Source organism: Streptomyces similanensis, assembly GCF_039543625.1.
GTDB classification, from domain to species: domain Bacteria; phylum Actinomycetota; class Actinomycetes; order Streptomycetales; family Streptomycetaceae; genus Streptomyces; species Streptomyces similanensis.
In genome coordinates, this window is the sequence record NZ_BAABKC010000036.1 from 34,310 (window position 1) to 52,017 (window position 17,708).

The following is a 17,708-nucleotide window of genomic DNA, read 5'->3' on the forward strand; positions in this document are numbered from 1 at the left end:
AAGGGCGAGGGTGCGGTCGCGAATCTGCCAGCCACCTGCCGATGAGGCCTGCTGGACTGATCGCGAAACACGCTGCTTCCACAGGACGGGACGCCCATGCAGGCAACCACTGCCGCTTCGGTCGACGGCAAGCTCTCACCCCCTCGGTCCCCGTTGAGGGGGTGGCCGGCCGTCGTCTCGGTGATGCTGGGCATCTTCGTCATCGTCACCACCGAGATCCTGCCGATCGGTCTGCTGACCTCGATCGGATCCACTTTCACCGTCTCGGACGGGATGGCCGGGCTGATGATGACGATGCCGGGCTTCCTGGCAGCGATCGCCGCTCCGCTGGTCACCGTGGCCACGGCCCGCTTCGACCGCCGGCTGATGCTGTGCGCCTTCCTGCTCCTGCTGGCGGTGGCGAACTTCCTCGCCGCCGCGGCGCCCGACTACTGGCTCGTGTTGACCTCCCGGATCCTGGTCGGGATCACGATCGGCGGCTTCTGGTCGATCGGAGCCGGGCTGGCGGAACGACTCGTGCCGCCGCACTCGGTCGGCAGGGCGACCGCTGTGATCTTCTCCGCCGTCCCGCTGGGATCCGTCCTCGGCGTGCCGACGGGCACCCTCATCGGTGAACTCGCCGGCTGGCGAACGGCCTTCGCCGGCATGGGAGCCTTGACGGTCGGCGTACTGGTCATGCTGCTCCGGTGCGTGCCGCCCCTTCCTCCGGTCCGGGCCACACGGCTGCGTGTGCTCAACGGCCTGCTCCGCGACGGCAGCACGCGCTTCGCGCTCGTCCTCACGTTTCTCGTCGTGCTGGCGCACTTCGCCGCCTACACCTATGTGACACCGTTCCTGGAACAGGTCACCCACGCGAGCGGTGCTCTGATCACCACGGTCCTGCTGCTCTACGGCGCCGCCGGCATCCTCGGCAACTTCCTGGCCGGCGCCCGGGTGGCCCGGTATCCGCGGACCGTGTCCGGACTCGCGGCCGCCCTGATCGCCGCGGCGACCCTTCTGCTCCCGGCGCTGGGCCGCGGGGAGACCGGCGCGGTGCTGCTGATGATCGTGTGGGGCATCGCGTACGGCGCCGTACCCGTCGCGTCGCAGACCTGGTTCTCCAAGGCGGCGCCGCACGCACCGGAAGCGGCGTCCGTCCTGTTCACCGCCTCTTTCCAGGCGACGATCTCGATGGGCGCCCTCGTCGGGGGAGTCATCCTGGACCGCACCTCCGCCTCAGCGGTCATGTCGCTGGGCGGTTGCACCGCGGTGCTCATGGTCCTGGTGGTCGGGGCGCGCTCCGCCGGAGTCAGACCGTGAGCTTCACGGCCTCCAGCCAGACCCCGTTGTCCAAGGTGCCGGCGAAGACGAGGGCCGGGCGCTGGTCACCGCACGTCTGAGCGCCCCAGGCCCGGCTCCAGACACTCGAGACCTGACAGATCCGGCCGGTGCCGATGTTGATCGCGAAGCCCGACATGCTCGGGGCGTCCTTGTCGGCGCGGCCGATGTAGTTGTCCTTGCCGTCCGCGACGATGGCCGTCCACTTCACGTAGTGGCCCTTGCCGTCGGTCGACTGGGGGTCGTTGACGAAGGCGTTGGCGGCCGAGCCGTCCACTCCCGTCGTGGCGACGTTCAGTGCCTTGATCTTGGCGTCGCTGCCCGTCCGGCCGCTCATCGTGCCGTCGCACACCGGCTTCTGCCAGCCCTCCCCGGCGACGAAGGCGCGGTAGCAGATGTGCCGGCCACCCGGGTCGTTCTTGGCCAGGCGCCGCACGGCGGTGGCGGCGGTGTCCGCCGGGGGCTTGGCGGTCACGGTGGCCGCAGGCGCCCCTTTGCCCCCGCCGCTCCCGCCGTCCCCGCCGTCCCCGTCGTCCCCGCCCTTCGGATCCGCGTCGGCCCCGTCCGTCGGATCCTGCGGCGGCATGGCGGGCGTCTCGGGCGCCGAGCTGAGAGGCGGCTGCCGCGACGCCGGCGCCGAGGGGGCGGGAGCGAGGGTGCTGCCTGCCTCGGCGACCTTCTCGGTGGCGCCGCTGCTGATGTTCGGCTTGTAGGCGATCCAGAGCATCACGAAGGTGATGCCGAGGGCCATCAGCACCCCGAAGAACGTGGCGAGCCAGCGGGGCAGGAATCCGCGCTGGAGGTAAGTGCCCTCGACCGGAAGGGGTTTGGCGCCGGAGCGCTGCACGGCCAGGGTGTACGGCCGCTGTTCCTTCGACCCGAACCAGATGATCTTCCGCGGCTTCAGCGTCGCCTTCACGAACGCCGCCCGGCCCGGCTCGATCTGCACATTGCTCGGATGAAGGTCGTACGACAACTGATCACCGTTGTCGCTGCCGCTCACCGACGCGGTGACCTTCGTATTGCCGAGGTTGTCCACCGCGAGCCGCGGCCGGCCCCGGAAGCGTCCCTTCACGGTGGGCGGGACCAGCTCCGCCCGCACCTCCGTGAACGGCGTGATGGTGAGGTTGCCCTCCGGGACGGTGACCGCCTCCGGATGCTCCGTCGGCGTGATCCGCACCGCGAACGGGTTCGGCCCCGCTGTCGCGTCCGGCGTGCGTGGTGGGCTGAAGGTCAGCTCCACCGTCCCCGTCGTACCGGGATACAGCCGCAGCGTCTGCGGCTCCACCGTCGTCCACGGCGCGATGTCGCCGACGGGTTCGAAGCGGTATTCGTCGACGACGTCACCGGTGTTGCGCAACCGCAGCCGCACACGGGTACTGCCGCCGGGGTCCACGGTCGCCGACGCCGGCTCCAGGGAAGTCCAAAGGCTCACCGGTCGACGCTATGGCAGGCCCTCTTCACGCGTCAGGAGTCGCCGGGGCACGATCGCTGCCCGAAGGGGAGGAAGCGCGCGCCCCTCCCGGGGGGGGTGACGATCAGGTGCGGGCCGGACCGTCGCCGGTCAGTGGGCGCCGACGGGGACCGGCGCAAGCCGGCAGGCGCCCTCGTGAGTGACCACACGGCCGGCGGTGGGCGGCGCCGAGTCAGTTCTCGTGGGCCGGGCCGCGCCCTGCTGCCAGGTGTCTCCGCCCTTCGGGCACGGGCAGGACCGCCAGCGCGGTGTCCGCGACGTTCCGCAGCGTCTCCGGGTCCAGGCCGGCCTTGCCCACCGCCTCGATGCCGCGGACCACCGTCAGCAGCAGTGCCGCCAGCCGCTGCGGATCCGCAGAGGCGTCGATGTCACCATGGCGCTGGGCGGCGCTGATCTCCGTCCGCAGCAGGGTCAGCAGTGCCGTCATGGTCTCGGCCGACCGTCCGGCGACCGCCGGATCGTGCTGGGCCAGTTCCGCCGCGCCCTTGGCCAGCAGGCATCCGCGACGCTCGGTGTCCAAGGCGGTGTTCTCCGCCATCAGGTGCACGTATCCCGCCAGCCGGGCCAGGGCCTCCGCGTCCGGGCCGCCCGCCAGCCGTCCTTCGGCCACCTCGACGACCGCGGTGCACCAGTCGCCGAACACACGGTGGAACAGCTCGCCCTTGTCGCCGAACGCGCCGTACAGGCTGCCCTTGCCCAGACCGGTCGCCCGGGCGATGTCGTCCATCCGGGTTCCCGCGTAGCCGGTCGCCCAGAACTGCTCCCGGGCCCGCTCCAGGACGCGGCGTTCGTCGAATGCGCGTGGTCTCGCCATGGTCTCACTCTATTGATTCTTGACTCGATCGTCCATTACCGCCTATGTTATGGACGATCCATTCCACAACTGAAGGGGTGCGACATGCCAGGCGCACTGCGGGAGAAGGTGGCCGTGATCACCGGAGGGACCAGCGGGATCGGACTGGCCATCGCCCACCGCTTCATCCAGGAGGGCTCACGGGTCTTCGTGACCGGCCGGGACGCCGACCGGCTCGAAGCGGCGGTCAAGGAGTTGGGCCCCGCGGCCACCGGCGTACGATCCGACGCCTCGGTCCTGGCCGACCTGGACGCGCTCTACGCGCGGGTCCGCGAGGAGGCCGGACGCATCGACGTGTTGGTGGCCAACGCGGGAATCGTCGCGGACGCCGCACTCGGCGCCCACACCGAGGCGAACGTCGACCTGACACTCGCCGTCAACGTCAAGGGCCCGCTGTTCACCGTACAGAAGGCGCTTCCGCTGCTGGCCGAGAACGCGTCCGTACTGGTCATCGGGTCGAGCAACAGCGTACGGCCGAACGAGCAACTCGAGGTCTACAGCGCCTCGAAGGCGGCGGTGAGCAACCTCGTGCACAACTGGGCCCGGCAGTCGCGGCAGCGCCGATTCCGGGTCAACGTGCTCAGCCCGGGACCCACGCGAACCCCTGGCCTCCTCGGCGCCGCGGGGCCGGACGTCGACCGGTTCGCCGAGGCTGTCGTGCCGCTGGGGCGACTGGCCGACGCCGAGGAGATCGCCGAAGCCGCCCTCTTCCTGGCTTCGGACGCCTCGTCGTTCGTCACCGGCGCAGAACTCTTCGCGGACGGCGGCTACACCCGGGCCTGACGGCGTTCAAGAGACCGCCGAGGGCCGGGATGCCCTCACGGCCGACCTGGTTGATCACAGCGCCGTCCCTCTACGGATTGCAGCCACAAAGTACGACAAGCCAGGTTTGGCCGGATTGGGTAGTGCACCGGCCGGAGGGGGTCGGGCTGAATGGTGTCGCGCATCGGCACTCCATGAGGGAGCGAGGAGATCATGACCGCAAGCGCCGGCAGGGTCGACAAGGAACAGGTTCAGGCACGAGTCCAGGCGATCCAGGAAGTGTTCGCACGCAAGCAGGCGGAGAGCAGGGGGCTGGAAGCGGGGCTCGACCTGGAGGCGTCCGTAAGCCGGGCCATGCGGGCCAGGGCGCAGTCGGCCGCGGCGGCACAGGAAGCGGCCGGAGCCGAACAGCGATCCGCTGTGCAGACTCCCGACGACGGCCCCGGCATCTGGTGCGAGCTCTACGGATTCCTCGACCTCGGGTACAAGATCCACCTGAATCGGGCCGCCGTCACCATGGTCACCAGCACCGCTTCGGCTCTGGAACAGGTTCTGGGCGACGCCGTCGAGGGATTCCCGGAACTCGAAGCGATCTTCATCCCGCTGCTCGCCGCCATCTACGCCGAAGGCGGAGCGATCGGCGCCGCCGCCCAGGTCAACGGCACGGTCGTACTGATCGGGGTGATCCCCGACCCGATCCCCGTCCCCTTCCCCGATGACTTCTAGGCCCCCGACGACTTCTAGGCAGGGCTCCGACCGGGCGGGTCCGCCGGACCGACGACAGCGGCCCCGGCGCCGGGCGGGCAGCGGGGGCCGGGGCCGGCAGGCAGCAGGGCCGGGGCCGCCCGCGGCAGGGTGTCCTGCCGCGGGCCGGCGGAGCATCGCGCAGGCGTCAGTCCATGACGAGGACCAGCTTGCCCGTGGTGCGTCCGCTCTCGCCGATCTCGTGCGCCTCGGCGGCCTCGGCCAGCGGGAACGTACCGGCGACGGTGGGCCGCAGTCGCCCCGTCTCCACGAGGTCGGCGATCTCCCGCATCCCGTGGTGGTCGGCGTCCACCAGCATCCTCACCGCCCGTACGCCGAGCCGTTCCGCCTCCCTGGGGAAGTCGTCGGAGCCGACCGGGAGGATCGACACCACGACCCCGCCCGGACGCAGCACCCGCAGTGAACGGACGGAGGTCTCGCCGCCGAGGGTGTCCAGGACGACGTCCACGTCCCGTACGGCCTCGGTGACGTCGGTCGTGCGGTAGTCGACCGGCTCGTCCACCCCGATCTCGCGCAGATAGTCGTGCTTGCCCGCGCTCGCGGTGCCGATGACGTACGCGCCCCGGGCCTTGGCGATCTGTACCGCCACATGGCCGACCCCGCCGGCCGCCGCCTGGATCAGCACCCGCTGCCCGGCGCGCAGCTCCGCCCGCTCCACCAGGGCCTGCCACGCGGTCAGCGAGACCAGCGGCAGCGCGCCGGCCTGGACGTGGTCGATGCCGGCGGGCTTGGCGGCGAAGGCGCGGGCCGGGGCGGTGACGTACTCGGCGTGCGAGCCGTGGCCGAACGGGTAGGGGAGCATCCCGAACACCTCGTCCCCGGGCCGGAAGAGGGCCACGCCGACGCCGGTCGCCTCGACCACACCGGAGACGTCCCAGCCGAGCACGTACGGCGGCTCGCCGAGGAAGAGGCCCTGGGCGCGGTGCTTCCAGTCGGTGGGGTTGACTCCGGCGGCCCGCACCCGGACCAGCACCTCGTTGGGGCGCGGCGCCGGCCGCTCCAGCTCGATCTCCTTGAGCACCTCGGGGCCGCCGAGAACGTCCTGGCCCATGGCACGCATCGTGTCAGCGGTCTTCACATCGTTCATGGTGAACCAGCGTGCCCCGGCCCGCACACCAGGGAAATGGCATGATGGTCAATCTCCGATAGGATCATGCCATGCGGCGAACGGAGCGGACGGAGCGGACGGAGCGGACGGAGCGGACGGAGCGGACGGAAGCGAAACGGCCGGCACAGGAGACGGGCGCGGGCGCGGGCGGGGAACCGGTCGCGGGCAAGGCCGTGGAGCGGGTCGTCGTCCTGGCCATGGACGGCGTCTACCCTTTCGAACTGGGCATCCCCAGCCGCATCCTCGGCGCCGCCGACGGCCGGTACGAGGTACTGACCTGCTCGGTCGACGGCCGGCCGGTGCGCACCAGCACGGACTTCACGATCGGCGTCGCCCACGGCCCGGAGGCGCTGGCGACCGCCGACACCGTGGTGGTCGCCGCGATCACGCCCGACCACGTCGCCGAGGAACTGCCCGCCGAGACCGCCGCCGCGCTCGCGCTGATCCCGTCCGGCGCGCGCATCGTCTCCATCTGCACCGGCGCCTTCGTGCTCGCTGCGGCCGGGCTGCTGGACGGGCGCAGGGCCACCACGCACTGGCATCTCGCCGACCGGTTCCGGCGCGCGTTTCCCCGGGTGGACCTCGACCCCGACGTGCTGTTCGTGGCAGACGGCCGCATCCTGACCTCGGCCGGCGCCGCCTCCGGCGTGGACCTCTGTCTGCACCTGGTCCGCGAGGACCACGGTACGGCGCTGGCGAACTTCGTGGCCCGCTGCTGTGTGGTGCCGCCCTTCCGGGAGGGCGGGCAGGCGCAGTACATCGTGCGGCCCATGCCCGAACAGAACGCCGCCGGCACCGCCGCCACCCGGGCCTGGGCCCTGGAACACCTCACCGAGCCGCTCACCCTGGCCGACCTCGCCGGGCACGCCCGGATGAGCCTGCGCACCTTCGTCCGCCGGTTCAACGACGAGACGGGGACCAGTCCCGGCCGGTGGCTGATCCAGCAGCGCGTCTCCCGGGCCCGGGACCTGCTGGAGTCCAGCGATCTGACGGTCGATCAGATCGCGGGCCGGGTGGGATTCGCCACCGGCGCGTCCCTGCGCCAGCACCTGCACGCCTCGATCGGCGTCTCCCCGCAGGCGTACCGGCGCACCTTCCAGGCGACCCGCTGACCGAGGCCCCCGCCTGCGGCCTGGGCGCGGTGAGCTCGGGCGCCGGCCGGGGGACGCATTGCTGCGTGTATGTGAACCCTCCGTGTCGTGCTGCGCCCACGTGAACTGTCTGTGTCGGCAGCCAGTTCCGCCTTGTTCCGGCGCATCGCCCACTCCTAGGTTCACTCCGGGCGCGCCGCACCGCAGGTGCTCGACTCCCTCTCGCTGCCCGCAGGTTCGTGTGCTCCTTGACAGCCGTACGCCCGCTCCGCTCCAGCCATCGCACCCACCCAGAAGGGTTTCCACCATGAGCCCGAGCGACCGATGGGACCTCGGCCGGCGGGGTTTCCTCGCCGGCGCGACCGCCGTCGCGGCAGCCGCCACCGTGCCCGCGCTCGCCCACCGCGCCGACGCCGCCGAGGTGTCCGACGCGGCGGCGAACAGACCCAACATCCTGGTGATCCTCACCGACGACCAGCCGTTGGAGACCGAGTGGGCCACGCCCCGCACGGTGGACTGGCTGGTGGACGGAGGCGTCCGGTTCAGCCACGGGCACGTCGCCACCCCGCTGTGCGCGCCGTCCCGGTCGTCCGTCTTCAGTGGCCGACACGCACGCCACCACGGGGTGCGCGACAACAGCAGCCCGTACAACCTGGACCAGTCGACGACCGTGCAGCGGCACCTCCAGGACGCCGGGTACCGGACCGGACTGTTCGGCAAGTACCTCAACGCGTGGCACAACACCGACAACCCGCCGCACTTCGAGGAGTGGCTGCTCAACGACCCGGTCACCTACAACAACGGCACGTACAACGACAACGGCACCGTCCGCGCCATCCCCGGATACAGCACGACGGTGGTGCGCGAACGCGCCCTGAAGTTCCTGGACAAGGCGGCCACCGACCCCCGGCCGTGGTTCGCCTTCGTCGCGCCGAAGGCCCCGCACGCGCCGAACACACCGGAGCCCAAGTACGCGAACACCCCGGTGCCGGAGTGGAACGGGCGGCCGTCGGTGACCGAGACGGACCGCAGCGACAAGCCGCCGTACATCCAGAACGCGAACCGCACTCTGGACGACGGCCGGACCGTGCGCCGCAACCAGTTGCGCACCCTGCTGTCGGTGGACGACACCGTGCAGGCGTTGCACGACAAGCTCGCCGACCTGGGACAGCTCCGCAACACGCTGGTCTTCTACCTCGGCGACAACGGGTACAGCTGGAGCGACCACGGCTGGGGCGCCAAGTCGGTGCCGTACCGCCCGGCGGTCGAGGTGCCGTTCTACGTGTCGTGGCCGGCCGGCGGCCTGGGCGCGGGAACCGTGGACGACCGGCTGGCCGCGAACATCGACATCGCGCCGACCATCCTCGACGCGGCGGGCATCGCCCCGAGCCCGCTGCACGACGGGCAGTCGCTGCTCGGGAACGCCCGTCGCGACCACCTGCTCGTCGAGTGGTGGCACCGGGGACCGGGCGGCAACCCGCACACCTGGTCCTCGTACAAGAGCACCACCGAGCAGTACGTCGAGTACTACACCCTGCACACCGACGACAACGGACAGCAGGTCGGCACCGGAGAGGTCGTCTTTCGCGAGTACTACGACCTGGTGAAGGACCCCTACCAGCTCACCAACCTGCTGTACGGCGCGACCCCGGCCGACGAGCGGCGGCTCGGCATCCCGGCGCTGGCGGCGAAACTCGCCGCCGACCGGGCGGCCTGAGCAGCACGGTACGCCGGCCCGACGGACGCGCCGCCGGGCCGGCATGTCGCCGAAAGCCGCCCCAACTCCCCCGCCTTCGAGGAGATTCGGTGTCCGACGCCCGACCGTCCGGCGATCCGCGTCCGTCCTGCTGCACGCCGGGCCGGAGCACTCTCGCCCTCGCGTCACCCGCGCCCCGGCCCGCGGCGGAAAGCCCGGCGGCCCGCCGCGCCCGGCGGGGCCTGGTGGCGCTGCCCGGCGGCGCGTTCCTGATGGGCGGCGACGATCCGGACGGCATCGCGGCGGACGGCGAGGGCCCGGTGCGCGAAGTGACGGTGCGGCCCTTCGAGATCTCCCGGGCGACCGTCAGCAACGCCGAGTTCGCCTCGTTCGTCAAGGAGACCGGTCACGTCACGGAGGCCGAACGCTTCGGCTTCTCCTTCGTCTTCGACGGCTTCCTCACGGCCGAAGTCCGGTCCGTCTCCGAGGCGGTGCCGGGCACACCGTGGTGGCGGGCGGTCGCCGGGGCGACGTGGCGCGCGCCGAGCGGACCGGGCTCCGACTTCCGCGCCCTGCAACAGCATCCGGTCACCCAGGTCTCCTGGCACGACGCGGCCGCGTACTGCGCCTGGTCGGGTACCCGGCTGCCCACCGAGGCGGAGTGGGAGTACGCGGCCCGGGGCGGCCTGGAGCGCAAGCGGTACCCCTGGGGCGACGAACTCGCGCCGCGGGGACGGGAGATGCTCACCATCTGGCAGGGCGACTTCCCCCGGGCGGCGCCCGGCGCGCGCAACGGCACCTCGCCGGTGCGCTCGCACCGCCCCAACGGGTTCGGCCTGCACCACACGGTCGGCAACGTGTGGGAGTGGTGCGCCGACTGGTTCAGCCCGGACCACCACCGCACCGGCCCCCGCGAGGCTCCGACCGGTCCCCCTGCCGGCACGGCACGGGTGATGCGCGGCGGCTCACACCTGTGCCACGTCTCGTACTGCAACCGCTACCGGGTCGCGGCGCGCAGTTCCAACACGCCGGACAGTTCGACGGGGAACATCGGGTTCCGGGTGGCCCGGTCGCGCTGAGGAGGTCGAGCGGGCAGGAGTGCGGCGGCAGCGGCACGTCGGACGTGCGCCGGGCGCGCCGGCCGCGGACGACGGGGGGAGCCTTCTGCTTCACGTCGGCGTCTTCCACCCCCGCGGCTTCCGGTGTCCGCTCAGAAGAGTGCCTGGCCTTCGCTGTCGGTGTCCGCGACGACCGGGCGGGGCTGGGCCGGGAGGTCGTCGAGGCGGTCGGGGCCGGCCGCGGCGGCGACGGCGGGGGCCGTCTCGGCCAGCCAGACGCTGAACCGTTCCGCGGCCTCACGGTAGGGGATCCGCGCCAGGACGCGGTGCTCGCCGGAGGGGCAGCAGTCGACGGCGACGGTGAGCACGCAGGAACGGGGCGCGTTCTGGCTCCCCGTCCAGGACACGCGCAGGACGCCGCAGGGCTTGCGTCCGCGGGGGGCGCGGTGGGTCGGCCGCAGTGATCGGCAGGCTATGTGGGCGGTCCATGCGGCGAGGTGCGGCAGGGGCAGGGTGGTGCGTGCGCGGCAGCCGGGGCAGCGGTGCCAGTGGCGGAGCCAGTCGTGGGTGTCGGTGTGGAAGAGGCGTGTGTAGTGGTTCGCCACGCGGATGTCGTTGCTGTACAGGTGGTCGGGGCGTTCCTGTGTGTTGCAGGACTGGCAGAGGGGGGCGCGGACGTAGCCGTGTTCGTGGCAGTGGTCGAGAACGGTGGCGGGCGCGGTGCGGCAGACGGCGCATGTCCACCCGGCGATCCTGCGGGAGGTGCCGGGCCTTCTGCTGAGCTGCGCGTACAGCTGGCCCTCCAGCTCTTTGTCGTACGGGCGCGGTGAGGCGGTGGCGGGGTCCTCGGGGCTGGTCGTCCGCCGACCGCCGGCGTCCCGGGCGCGTGGGGGGCGGGACGGCTCGGTGGCGGCTGTGCCTGCCCGGTGGGTCCTCGCGGCTCGCACCCACTGCGTCTCGGTGTGCTCGGCCGCGTCGAGCAGTCTGACCACGGCGCGCGGCAGCCACCAGGTGGGCCGCGTCCCGTCGCGGGTCTGCTCCACGAGGATCCGCCGCCAGTCGATCCCCGCCAGAGGGTGCGGCCGGTCCGCTGCCCGACCCGCTGTCCGCTCGGGGCCGCCCCGCTGCGTCAGTTCCCGCTCGATGCGCCGGCGCCACCGCAGCGCTGTCTCCTCGTCGCGCCCCTGCCCAGGTGTTCCACGGAACGGGCCGATGCGGACCAGATCCCGCCGGTCCACCCGGATCGCGCTCAGTTCCGCGGCCGCCCGGCGTACCTCGGTCTCCGCCACGGTCCACTGACCGCTGTCCGCCCTCACCGTCGTCACCGCCCGGTCGCCGAGCAGGACGTATCCCGCTCGGACGCCGGCAGGAGAGCGGGTGAATGCCCCGGAAGCGGTCGGCACGGCACTGCCCGCCGTCACCTCGACCCACAGGGCGTCCGCGGCGCCCAAGGAGATCAGGCCATGGTGACCGGGCATGACGCGCTCTGACATGACGACAGGCTATCCGCCCGCTCCACGGGCGGGACAGCTCCCGCCATCGCCGTTCCGGCCGCGCTGCGGTTCGAGTGCCTCAGCTCGGGACCGGCCCGCCGGCCGCCGCCACCGCGCCCTCCCGGTACCGCTGCGGACTGACACCCCGGTCGGGTCGATTCAGGTCTCCGACCGGAGCCTGTCCAGCTCGCTGCCGATCGCCTCCCGAAGTGCGTCATGCCGGGGACCGAGCCTGAACTCCTCCTCACCCCACCGTTCCCGCGGATAGCGCCATACTGGGGCGCCCACCACATCGGCCGGCTCCCACGCGTACCGCGGCCACACATGTGCGTGCAGGAACGAGTCCGTGTTCCCCAGGATCTCCAGGTTGACCCGCCGGAACGACCGATCCAGCCGCCCGCAGACGCGCTCGACCGCTTCCCCGAGCCGGTCCATGTCGGACAGGAACGACAGCCGCTTCGCTCTCGGCAGGTCCGACAGCCGCTGCACAGCGGGGTCGTCGACGAGCAGCACCGAGTAGCCCGGCAGGAACTGGACATCCCCGATCACCGCGAACCCCGACGTCAACCGCCGCAGCACGGTGGGGTTCTCACCCCTCAGCGCGGCTCCGATCCGATCCGCCCGCCAGTCGTCAGTCATGGCCGAAACCTATTGCGGCGATCAAGCGCGCGTCAGCCGGAACCGGTACCCGGTCGATGACCGCTGCCGACGCGTACTCCTCGGCCGCCTCGCCACCAGTGGCGGGACGGACAGGGCGCACCTGCCCCACGCCTCCGCATCCCGGACCCGGACCCGGACCCGGACGTATTGCGTTGGAGCACACCCCAACTCATAGGTTCGCGGACATGCGATACATCAAACTCGGGACGACCGGACTGGAAGTCTCCGCCATCGCCCTCGGCTGCATGAGCTTCGGCGAGCCGGACCGGGGCGGCGAGCCCTGGTCGCTGGGCGCGGACGCCGGCCGGGACATCATCAGGCAGGCCCTTGAGGGCGGCGTCAACCTCCTCGACACGGCCAATGGGTACAGCGCCGGAAGCAGCGAGGAGATCGTCGGCCGGGCGGTCAAGGACTTCGCCCGGCGCGAGGAGGTCGTTCTCTCCACCAAGGTCTGGATGCGGATGCGCCCCGGCCCGAACGGCGCCGGGCTGTCCCGCAAGGCGATCTTCGCCGAGCTAGACGCCTCCCTGAAGCGACTGGGGACCGACTACATCGACCTGTACCAGATCCACCGCTGGGACTACGACACCCCGATCGAGGAAACCCTCGAGGCGCTGCACGACGTGGTCAGGTCCGGCAAGGTCCGTTACATCGGGGCCTCTTCCATGTACGCCTGGCAGTTCGCCAAGGCCCTATACCTGGCTGACCTGCACGGCTGGACCCGGTTCGTGTCGATGCAGGACCACTACAACCTCATCCACCGGGAAGCGGAGCGGGAGATGCTCCCGCTCTGCGCCGACCAGGGCATCGGCGTGATCCCGTGGAGCCCGCTGGCGCGGGGCAGGCTGACGCGGGTCCGGGACGCCGCCACGGCGCGTGCCGCGACAGACCCGGGCGGCGAGATCCTCTACCGCGACGGGGACCAGGCAGTGGCCGAGCGCGTCCATGCGATCGCGGGCAGGCGGGGTCTGTCCCCGGCCCAGGTCGCCCTGGCCTGGGTCATGCGCAACCCGGTGGTGACCTCGCCCATCGTCGGGGTCACCAAGCCGGCCCAGCTGGCCGACGCTATCGCCGCCGTGGACGTCGAACTCGACGAAGAGGAGGCCGCCTACCTGGAGGAGCCCTACCAGCCGCACGAGACCGCCTACCTGGAGGAGTCCTTCTACAAGCCGCGCCCGGGGGCGGACTCCCGGTAGTCCCGGTGTCGGCCTGGCGTGCGGGGGCGCCGCGGGGCCGCCTCGGCGCGGGAAGAGTCGGCGGCCCCGTGACCCGTCCGGGGGCCCGGCGGCCTGGGGCGAAGGGCCGGCCCCGGTTGCGGGCCGAGCCGACAGCGGGGAGTCTCGCTCTGTCCCCGCCCCGGGACGCGGACGGTGCAGGAGGCGGTGTGGATGAAGGCGATCACGGTCGTGCCCGGCGAAGCCGGACGCGTACGGGTCGAAGAGGTCCCCGAGCCCCCGGAGCGGGACGGCGCGCTGCTGGTGGAGGGGCGGCTCCTCGGGATCTGCGGGACGGACCTCGACATCGTCGAGCACGGTTACGGGTGGCTGCCGCACGGCCAGGACCGGCTGGTGATCGGGCACGAATCGCTGGGCGCCGTCCTGGAGGCGCCGCCGGACAGCGGGTTCTCGCCCGGCGATCACGTCGTGGGGATCGTGCGGCGGCCCGACCCCGAGCCGTGCGCCCCGTGCTCCCAGGGCGAATGGGACTTCTGCCGCAACGGCCGCTACACCGAACGCGGCATCAAGGAACGCGACGGCTACGGCTCGCAGCGCTGGCGGGTGGAGCCGGAGTTCGCGGTGCGCGTCGATCCCGCTCTCGGCGACTGCGGAGTGCTGCTGGAACCGGCCTCGGTGCTGGCCAAGGCCTGGGAGCAGACCGACCGCATCGTCGCGCGCTCCTCCTGGCGGCCCCGTACCGCCCTGGTCACCGGGGCCGGGCCGATCGGGTTGCTGGCCGCCCTGATGGGGGTGCGGCGGGGGCTGGAGGTGCACGTCCTGGATCTGGAGGACCGGCCGCCCAAGAGCACGCTCGCCCGTGACGTGGGAGCGGTGTTCCACACCGGTGACGTGCGTGCCGCCGGCGTCGCGCCGGACGTCGTGATCGAGTGCACGGGCCACGGCCCGCTCGTCTTCGACGCGACGAAGGCCGCCACCCCGAACTCGGTCGTCTGTCTCACCGGCATCTCCGGCGGATCGGCGCCCGCCCCCGTCAGCACCGACGAGGCCAACAACCGCCTGGTGCTCGGCAACACCGTCGTCTTCGGCACCGTCAACGCCGCCCGCCGCCACTACGAACAGGCCGCCCGAGCCCTGGCCGAGGCCGACCGCGCCTGGCTGGAACGCCTCATCACCCGCAAGGTCCCGATGGACTCGTACGCGGAGGCCCTGCGCAAGCACCCGGACGACGTCAAGGTCGTGGTCGACCTGCGGGCTTGAGCGCGCGGCCGTACCGGACGGCCCCGCGTCCCTCCGACAGTCCCGCCTCCCTCCGACAGTCCCGCCTCCCTCCGACGTCCCCGCGTCCCTCCGACGGACCGGCGGAGCTGGCCGGACCGGGGAAACGTGCCGAGACTCGGCGTGGAGCCCGCCGCCGGAGCCGGCGTACCCACCCTGTCGGGACGGCGCCCCGCCGGTGCCCACGTGCCGTACGGCCCTGCCCCCCGCGGACGCGGCGGGCCGCCGCTCCCAGCCGAGGAGAACGACGCATGCAAGCTTTCACCACGGAGCCGGGGGTCCGCGGACCGCTGGAGGCGATCCCCGCCGCCGGGAAGCGGAAGATCCTGCGCTGGGCGGCGACGATCGCGATCGGCGGCTTCCTCTTCGGCTACGACACCGGCGTCGTCTCCGGGGCGCTGCTCTTCATCACCCGCGACTTCGGCCTGACCGCCGCCCAGCAGGGCAGCATCGTGAGCGTCCTGCTGATCGGGGCGATGGCGGGCGCGCTGGCGGCGGGCCGCGTCGCCGACCGCCTGGGCCGGCGCAGGACCCTGGCCCTGGAAGGCGTCGTGTTCGTCATCGGCACCCTGATCGCGATCTCCGCCGGCGGATACGGCATGCTGCTGGCCGGCCGCGTGGTGCTGGGGCTGGCCGTCGGCGGCGCCTCCGCGACCGTGCCCGTCTACCTCTCGGAGATCGCCCCCGCCGAGATCCGGGGGCGGATCCTCAGCGCCAACCAGCTCATGATCACGGTCGGCATCCTCGTCTCCTACCTGATCGACCTGGCCTTCTCCGCCAGCGGCGACTGGCGCGCCATGTTCGCGGTCGGCCTGATCCCGGGCGCCGCCCTCACCCTCGGCGCGCTGCTCCTCGTGCCCGAATCACCCGTATGGCTGATCCGCAACCACCGCACCGGCGAAGTGCGGGAACTGCTCGTGTCGGTGGCCGGCGAACAGCGGGCCGACCAGCTGATCGCCAGGTTCCGGCACCGACGGGAGGAGCGGCGGCGCGCCGAGGGCTCCGGCGAGCCGGTGTCCCGGGGCTGGCGCGCCCTGACCGCGCCCGCCGTCCGCCCCGCGCTGATCGTGGGCGTCACGCTGGCCGTGATCCAGCAGTTCGGCGGTATCAATACGATCATCTACTACGCGCCGACCATCATCCAGAACACGGGGCTGACCGCGTCGAACTCGATCTTCTACTCGGTGTTCATCGGCCTGATCAACCTCGCCATGACCCTGGTGTCCATCAGATGCGTGGACCGGCTCGGCCGCCGGAAGCTGATGATCGGATCGCTGCTCGGGATGCTCGTCACCCTGGCTCTCCTCGGCCTGAGCTTCGTGGCCACGTTGCCGTCCGTGCTCTCGCTCGTCTTCATGATCCTCTACATCGCCGCCTACGCCGCCGGTGTGGGCCCGGTGTTCTGGGTGCTGGTGGGCGAGGTCTTCCCGCCCTCCGAGCGGGCCGTCGGGTCGAGCGCGTCCACGACGGTCAACTGGCTGTCGAACTTCGTGGTGAGCCAGGCGTTCCTGCCGCTGGCCGGTGTGCTCGGACAGGGGCAGACGTTCTGGCTCTTCGGGGTGGTCTGCCTGCTCGGACTGGGCTTCGTCGCCCGCTTCGTCCCCGAGACGAAGGACCGCGACTACGACGCCGTCGACGCCGACCTCCAGTCCCGCTTCGGACGCCGCCCGGGGTCCGCCGCGCTCAGGCAGCGAGGTTGACGCGGGCCCCCTGGCCCCGGCGTCCGCGCGCGGCGATCCGGCGGGCCGCGGCCCGCGCGCGTCGGGCGGCCCGGGCCGCCTGCCGTCGGGTGACCGGGAGCCTGTGGCCCGTCGCGCAGCAGACGGCGGCCGCCACCCTGTCCTGGTGGATCGCCAAACACGTCATCCACCATCACCAGCCGGTCTTCGCCCCCATCACGACCCTCGTCGCGCTGAACACCTCGCGTGGCGGGCGCGGCACGAACGCGGTGCGGTTCGTCGCGGGCGTCGTCGCGGGCGTCCTCGTCGCCGAGGCGGCCGTCGCCCTGCTCGGCGACGGATACCCCACCGTGGCGCTCGCCGTCTTCCTGGCGATCCTCGCTGCCCTGGTGGTCGGCGGCGAACGCGTCACCATCGCCCAGGCGGCCGTGAGCGCCGTCATCGCCGTCGGCACCGGCATCCAGGCCGGCTCGAACCGGGTCGTGGACGCGCTCCTCGGCGCGGGCGTGGCCCTGCTCTTCAGCCAGCTGCTGTTCCCCGCCCACCCGCTCGCCCTGCTGCGCCGCGCCGAGTCCGTCACGCTCGCCGAGCTGGCGGGAGCGCTGGCCCTGACCGCACGGGCCCTGGAGGGCGGCGACACCGCACAGCGGGAGTGGACCTGGGAGCATCTGCGCCCCGCCTACACCCGGCTGGCCGAACTCGGCGAGGCCCGCGCCGACGCCGCCACGGCCGCCCGGCGCTCGCCCCTGTGGTGGGGCCGCCGGGAGCCCATCGAGCGGGAGACCCGGTACGCGGCCGGACTGGACCTGCTGGGCGCGAGCTGTCTGACGTGCACCCGGACGCTCTTCGCCCTGGACGCCCGTGGCCGGGCCGCGTTCACTCCGGCCGTCGGGGCGCTGTCGGACACGCTGCGGCGGCTCGCCGCCGCCCCCGGCGACCACGCGGTACGGCAGCGGGGCGCGGAAGGCGCCCTCAGGGCCGCCGCCCTCGCACCCGCCCCGGCGGCCGGGGAACCCGTCGAGCGCGCCGCGGCCGCCACCGGCTTCACGATGGTCGTCCTCGACGTCCTCGCCTTCGTCGGCGTCCCGGCCGGCGAGGCCCGGGAGGCCGTCCGCGCCCGAACCGCCCGGGTCCGGGTCGGCGCCCCGCCGACGCTCCGGTGGACCGCCGGACCGCGCCTCGGCGGCGCCCTCCGGCGCCGCCGCTGAACGACGGCCCGAAGGTGTCGGCCTAGGGACTGTTCGGGGTTCGGATCTTGTCGAGGCTCCATGGTGGGCCGGTCCGGGCTGGTAGAACTCG

General features: G+C 72.4%; 15 protein-coding genes. 10 read left to right on the forward strand and 5 right to left on the reverse strand.

What is annotated here, in order from left to right; genetic code table 11:
* Positions 1 to 96 precede the first annotated feature (96 nt).
* On the forward strand, positions 97 to 1,299 hold the full coding sequence (locus ABEB07_RS11295; RefSeq protein WP_345668159.1) for an MFS transporter: 1,203 nt from the start codon (positions 97 to 99) through the stop codon (positions 1,297 to 1,299).
* Here ABEB07_RS11295 and ABEB07_RS11300 read toward each other — a convergent pair.
* Positions 1,289 to 2,752: a hydrolase gene (locus tag ABEB07_RS11300; protein ID WP_345668160.1), complete on the reverse strand. Its 1,464-nt coding sequence runs from the start codon at positions 2,750 to 2,752 to the stop codon at positions 1,289 to 1,291. The two genes, ABEB07_RS11295 and ABEB07_RS11300, sit on opposite strands and share 11 nt — an antisense overlap.
* Before the next feature lie 211 nt (positions 2,753 to 2,963).
* Positions 2,964 to 3,605 (reverse strand): TetR/AcrR family transcriptional regulator, encoded by a 642-nt coding sequence (locus ABEB07_RS11305; protein WP_345668161.1) that lies wholly within the window; start codon positions 3,603 to 3,605, stop codon positions 2,964 to 2,966.
* A gap of 84 nt (positions 3,606 to 3,689) precedes the next feature.
* Between ABEB07_RS11305 and ABEB07_RS11310 the strand changes: the two genes are divergently transcribed.
* Together ABEB07_RS11310 and ABEB07_RS11315 are read left to right on the forward strand one after the other, a co-directional pair.
* The gene (locus tag ABEB07_RS11310; RefSeq protein WP_345668162.1) at positions 3,690 to 4,427 is read left to right on the forward strand and encodes an SDR family NAD(P)-dependent oxidoreductase; all 738 of its coding nucleotides are present in this window, start codon (positions 3,690 to 3,692) and stop codon (positions 4,425 to 4,427) included.
* 192 nt (positions 4,428 to 4,619) lie between these two features.
* Positions 4,620 to 5,132 carry a hypothetical protein gene (locus ABEB07_RS11315; RefSeq protein WP_176146657.1) on the forward strand — a complete coding sequence of 171 codons (513 nt, stop codon included), beginning with the start codon at positions 4,620 to 4,622 and terminating at the stop codon, positions 5,130 to 5,132.
* Between the two features lie 166 nt (positions 5,133 to 5,298).
* Here the strand turns inward: ABEB07_RS11315 and ABEB07_RS11320 are convergent, their stop codons facing one another.
* Positions 5,299 to 6,258: an NADP-dependent oxidoreductase gene (locus tag ABEB07_RS11320; protein ID WP_345668163.1), complete on the reverse strand. Its 960-nt coding sequence runs from the start codon at positions 6,256 to 6,258 to the stop codon at positions 5,299 to 5,301.
* Between the two features lie 71 nt (positions 6,259 to 6,329).
* Here ABEB07_RS11320 and ABEB07_RS11325 point away from each other — a divergent pair, with 71 nt between their 5' ends.
* The 3 genes from ABEB07_RS11325 to ABEB07_RS11335 all read left to right on the forward strand — a co-directional run bounded on the left by ABEB07_RS11325 (position 6,330) and on the right by ABEB07_RS11335 (position 10,145).
* Positions 6,330 to 7,391, forward strand: coding sequence for a GlxA family transcriptional regulator (locus tag ABEB07_RS11325; protein WP_345668164.1), 1,062 nt, complete (start codon positions 6,330 to 6,332; stop codon positions 7,389 to 7,391).
* A gap of 286 nt (positions 7,392 to 7,677) precedes the next feature.
* Positions 7,678 to 9,087, forward strand: coding sequence for a sulfatase family protein (locus ABEB07_RS11330; protein ID WP_164586491.1), 1,410 nt, complete (start codon positions 7,678 to 7,680; stop codon positions 9,085 to 9,087).
* Between the two features lie 89 nt (positions 9,088 to 9,176).
* Positions 9,177 to 10,145, forward strand: a complete 969-nt coding sequence (locus tag ABEB07_RS11335) for a formylglycine-generating enzyme family protein (RefSeq protein ID WP_176146660.1) — start codon at positions 9,177 to 9,179, stop codon at positions 10,143 to 10,145.
* Positions 10,146 to 10,276: 131 nt separating this feature from the next.
* On the opposite strand, the gene ABEB07_RS11340 is transcribed toward ABEB07_RS11335, so the two are convergent.
* Complete coding sequence (locus ABEB07_RS11340) at positions 10,277 to 11,617, reverse strand: endonuclease domain-containing protein (protein WP_345668165.1); 1,341 nt, start codon at positions 11,615 to 11,617, stop codon at positions 10,277 to 10,279.
* Positions 11,618 to 11,776: 159 nt separating this feature from the next.
* The gene (locus ABEB07_RS11345) at positions 11,777 to 12,256 is read right to left on the reverse strand and encodes a diadenosine tetraphosphate hydrolase (protein WP_345668166.1); all 480 of its coding nucleotides are present in this window, start codon (positions 12,254 to 12,256) and stop codon (positions 11,777 to 11,779) included.
* Between the two features lie 206 nt (positions 12,257 to 12,462).
* Here ABEB07_RS11345 and ABEB07_RS11350 point away from each other — a divergent pair, with 206 nt between their 5' ends.
* The 4 genes from ABEB07_RS11350 to ABEB07_RS11365 all read left to right on the forward strand — a co-directional run bounded on the left by ABEB07_RS11350 (position 12,463) and on the right by ABEB07_RS11365 (position 17,617).
* Positions 12,463 to 13,473 (forward strand): aldo/keto reductase, encoded by a 1,011-nt coding sequence (locus ABEB07_RS11350; protein WP_345668167.1) that lies wholly within the window; start codon positions 12,463 to 12,465, stop codon positions 13,471 to 13,473.
* Positions 13,474 to 13,665: 192 nt separating this feature from the next.
* Positions 13,666 to 14,712 (forward strand): glucose 1-dehydrogenase, encoded by a 1,047-nt coding sequence (locus ABEB07_RS11355; RefSeq protein ID WP_176146664.1) that lies wholly within the window; start codon positions 13,666 to 13,668, stop codon positions 14,710 to 14,712.
* A gap of 269 nt (positions 14,713 to 14,981) precedes the next feature.
* Positions 14,982 to 16,430 (forward strand): sugar porter family MFS transporter, encoded by a 1,449-nt coding sequence (locus tag ABEB07_RS11360; RefSeq protein WP_345668168.1) that lies wholly within the window; start codon positions 14,982 to 14,984, stop codon positions 16,428 to 16,430.
* Positions 16,431 to 16,519: 89 nt separating this feature from the next.
* On the forward strand, positions 16,520 to 17,617 hold the full coding sequence (locus tag ABEB07_RS11365) for an FUSC family protein (protein WP_345668169.1): 1,098 nt from the start codon (positions 16,520 to 16,522) through the stop codon (positions 17,615 to 17,617).
* The last annotated feature ends 91 nt before the right edge of the window (positions 17,618 to 17,708 follow it).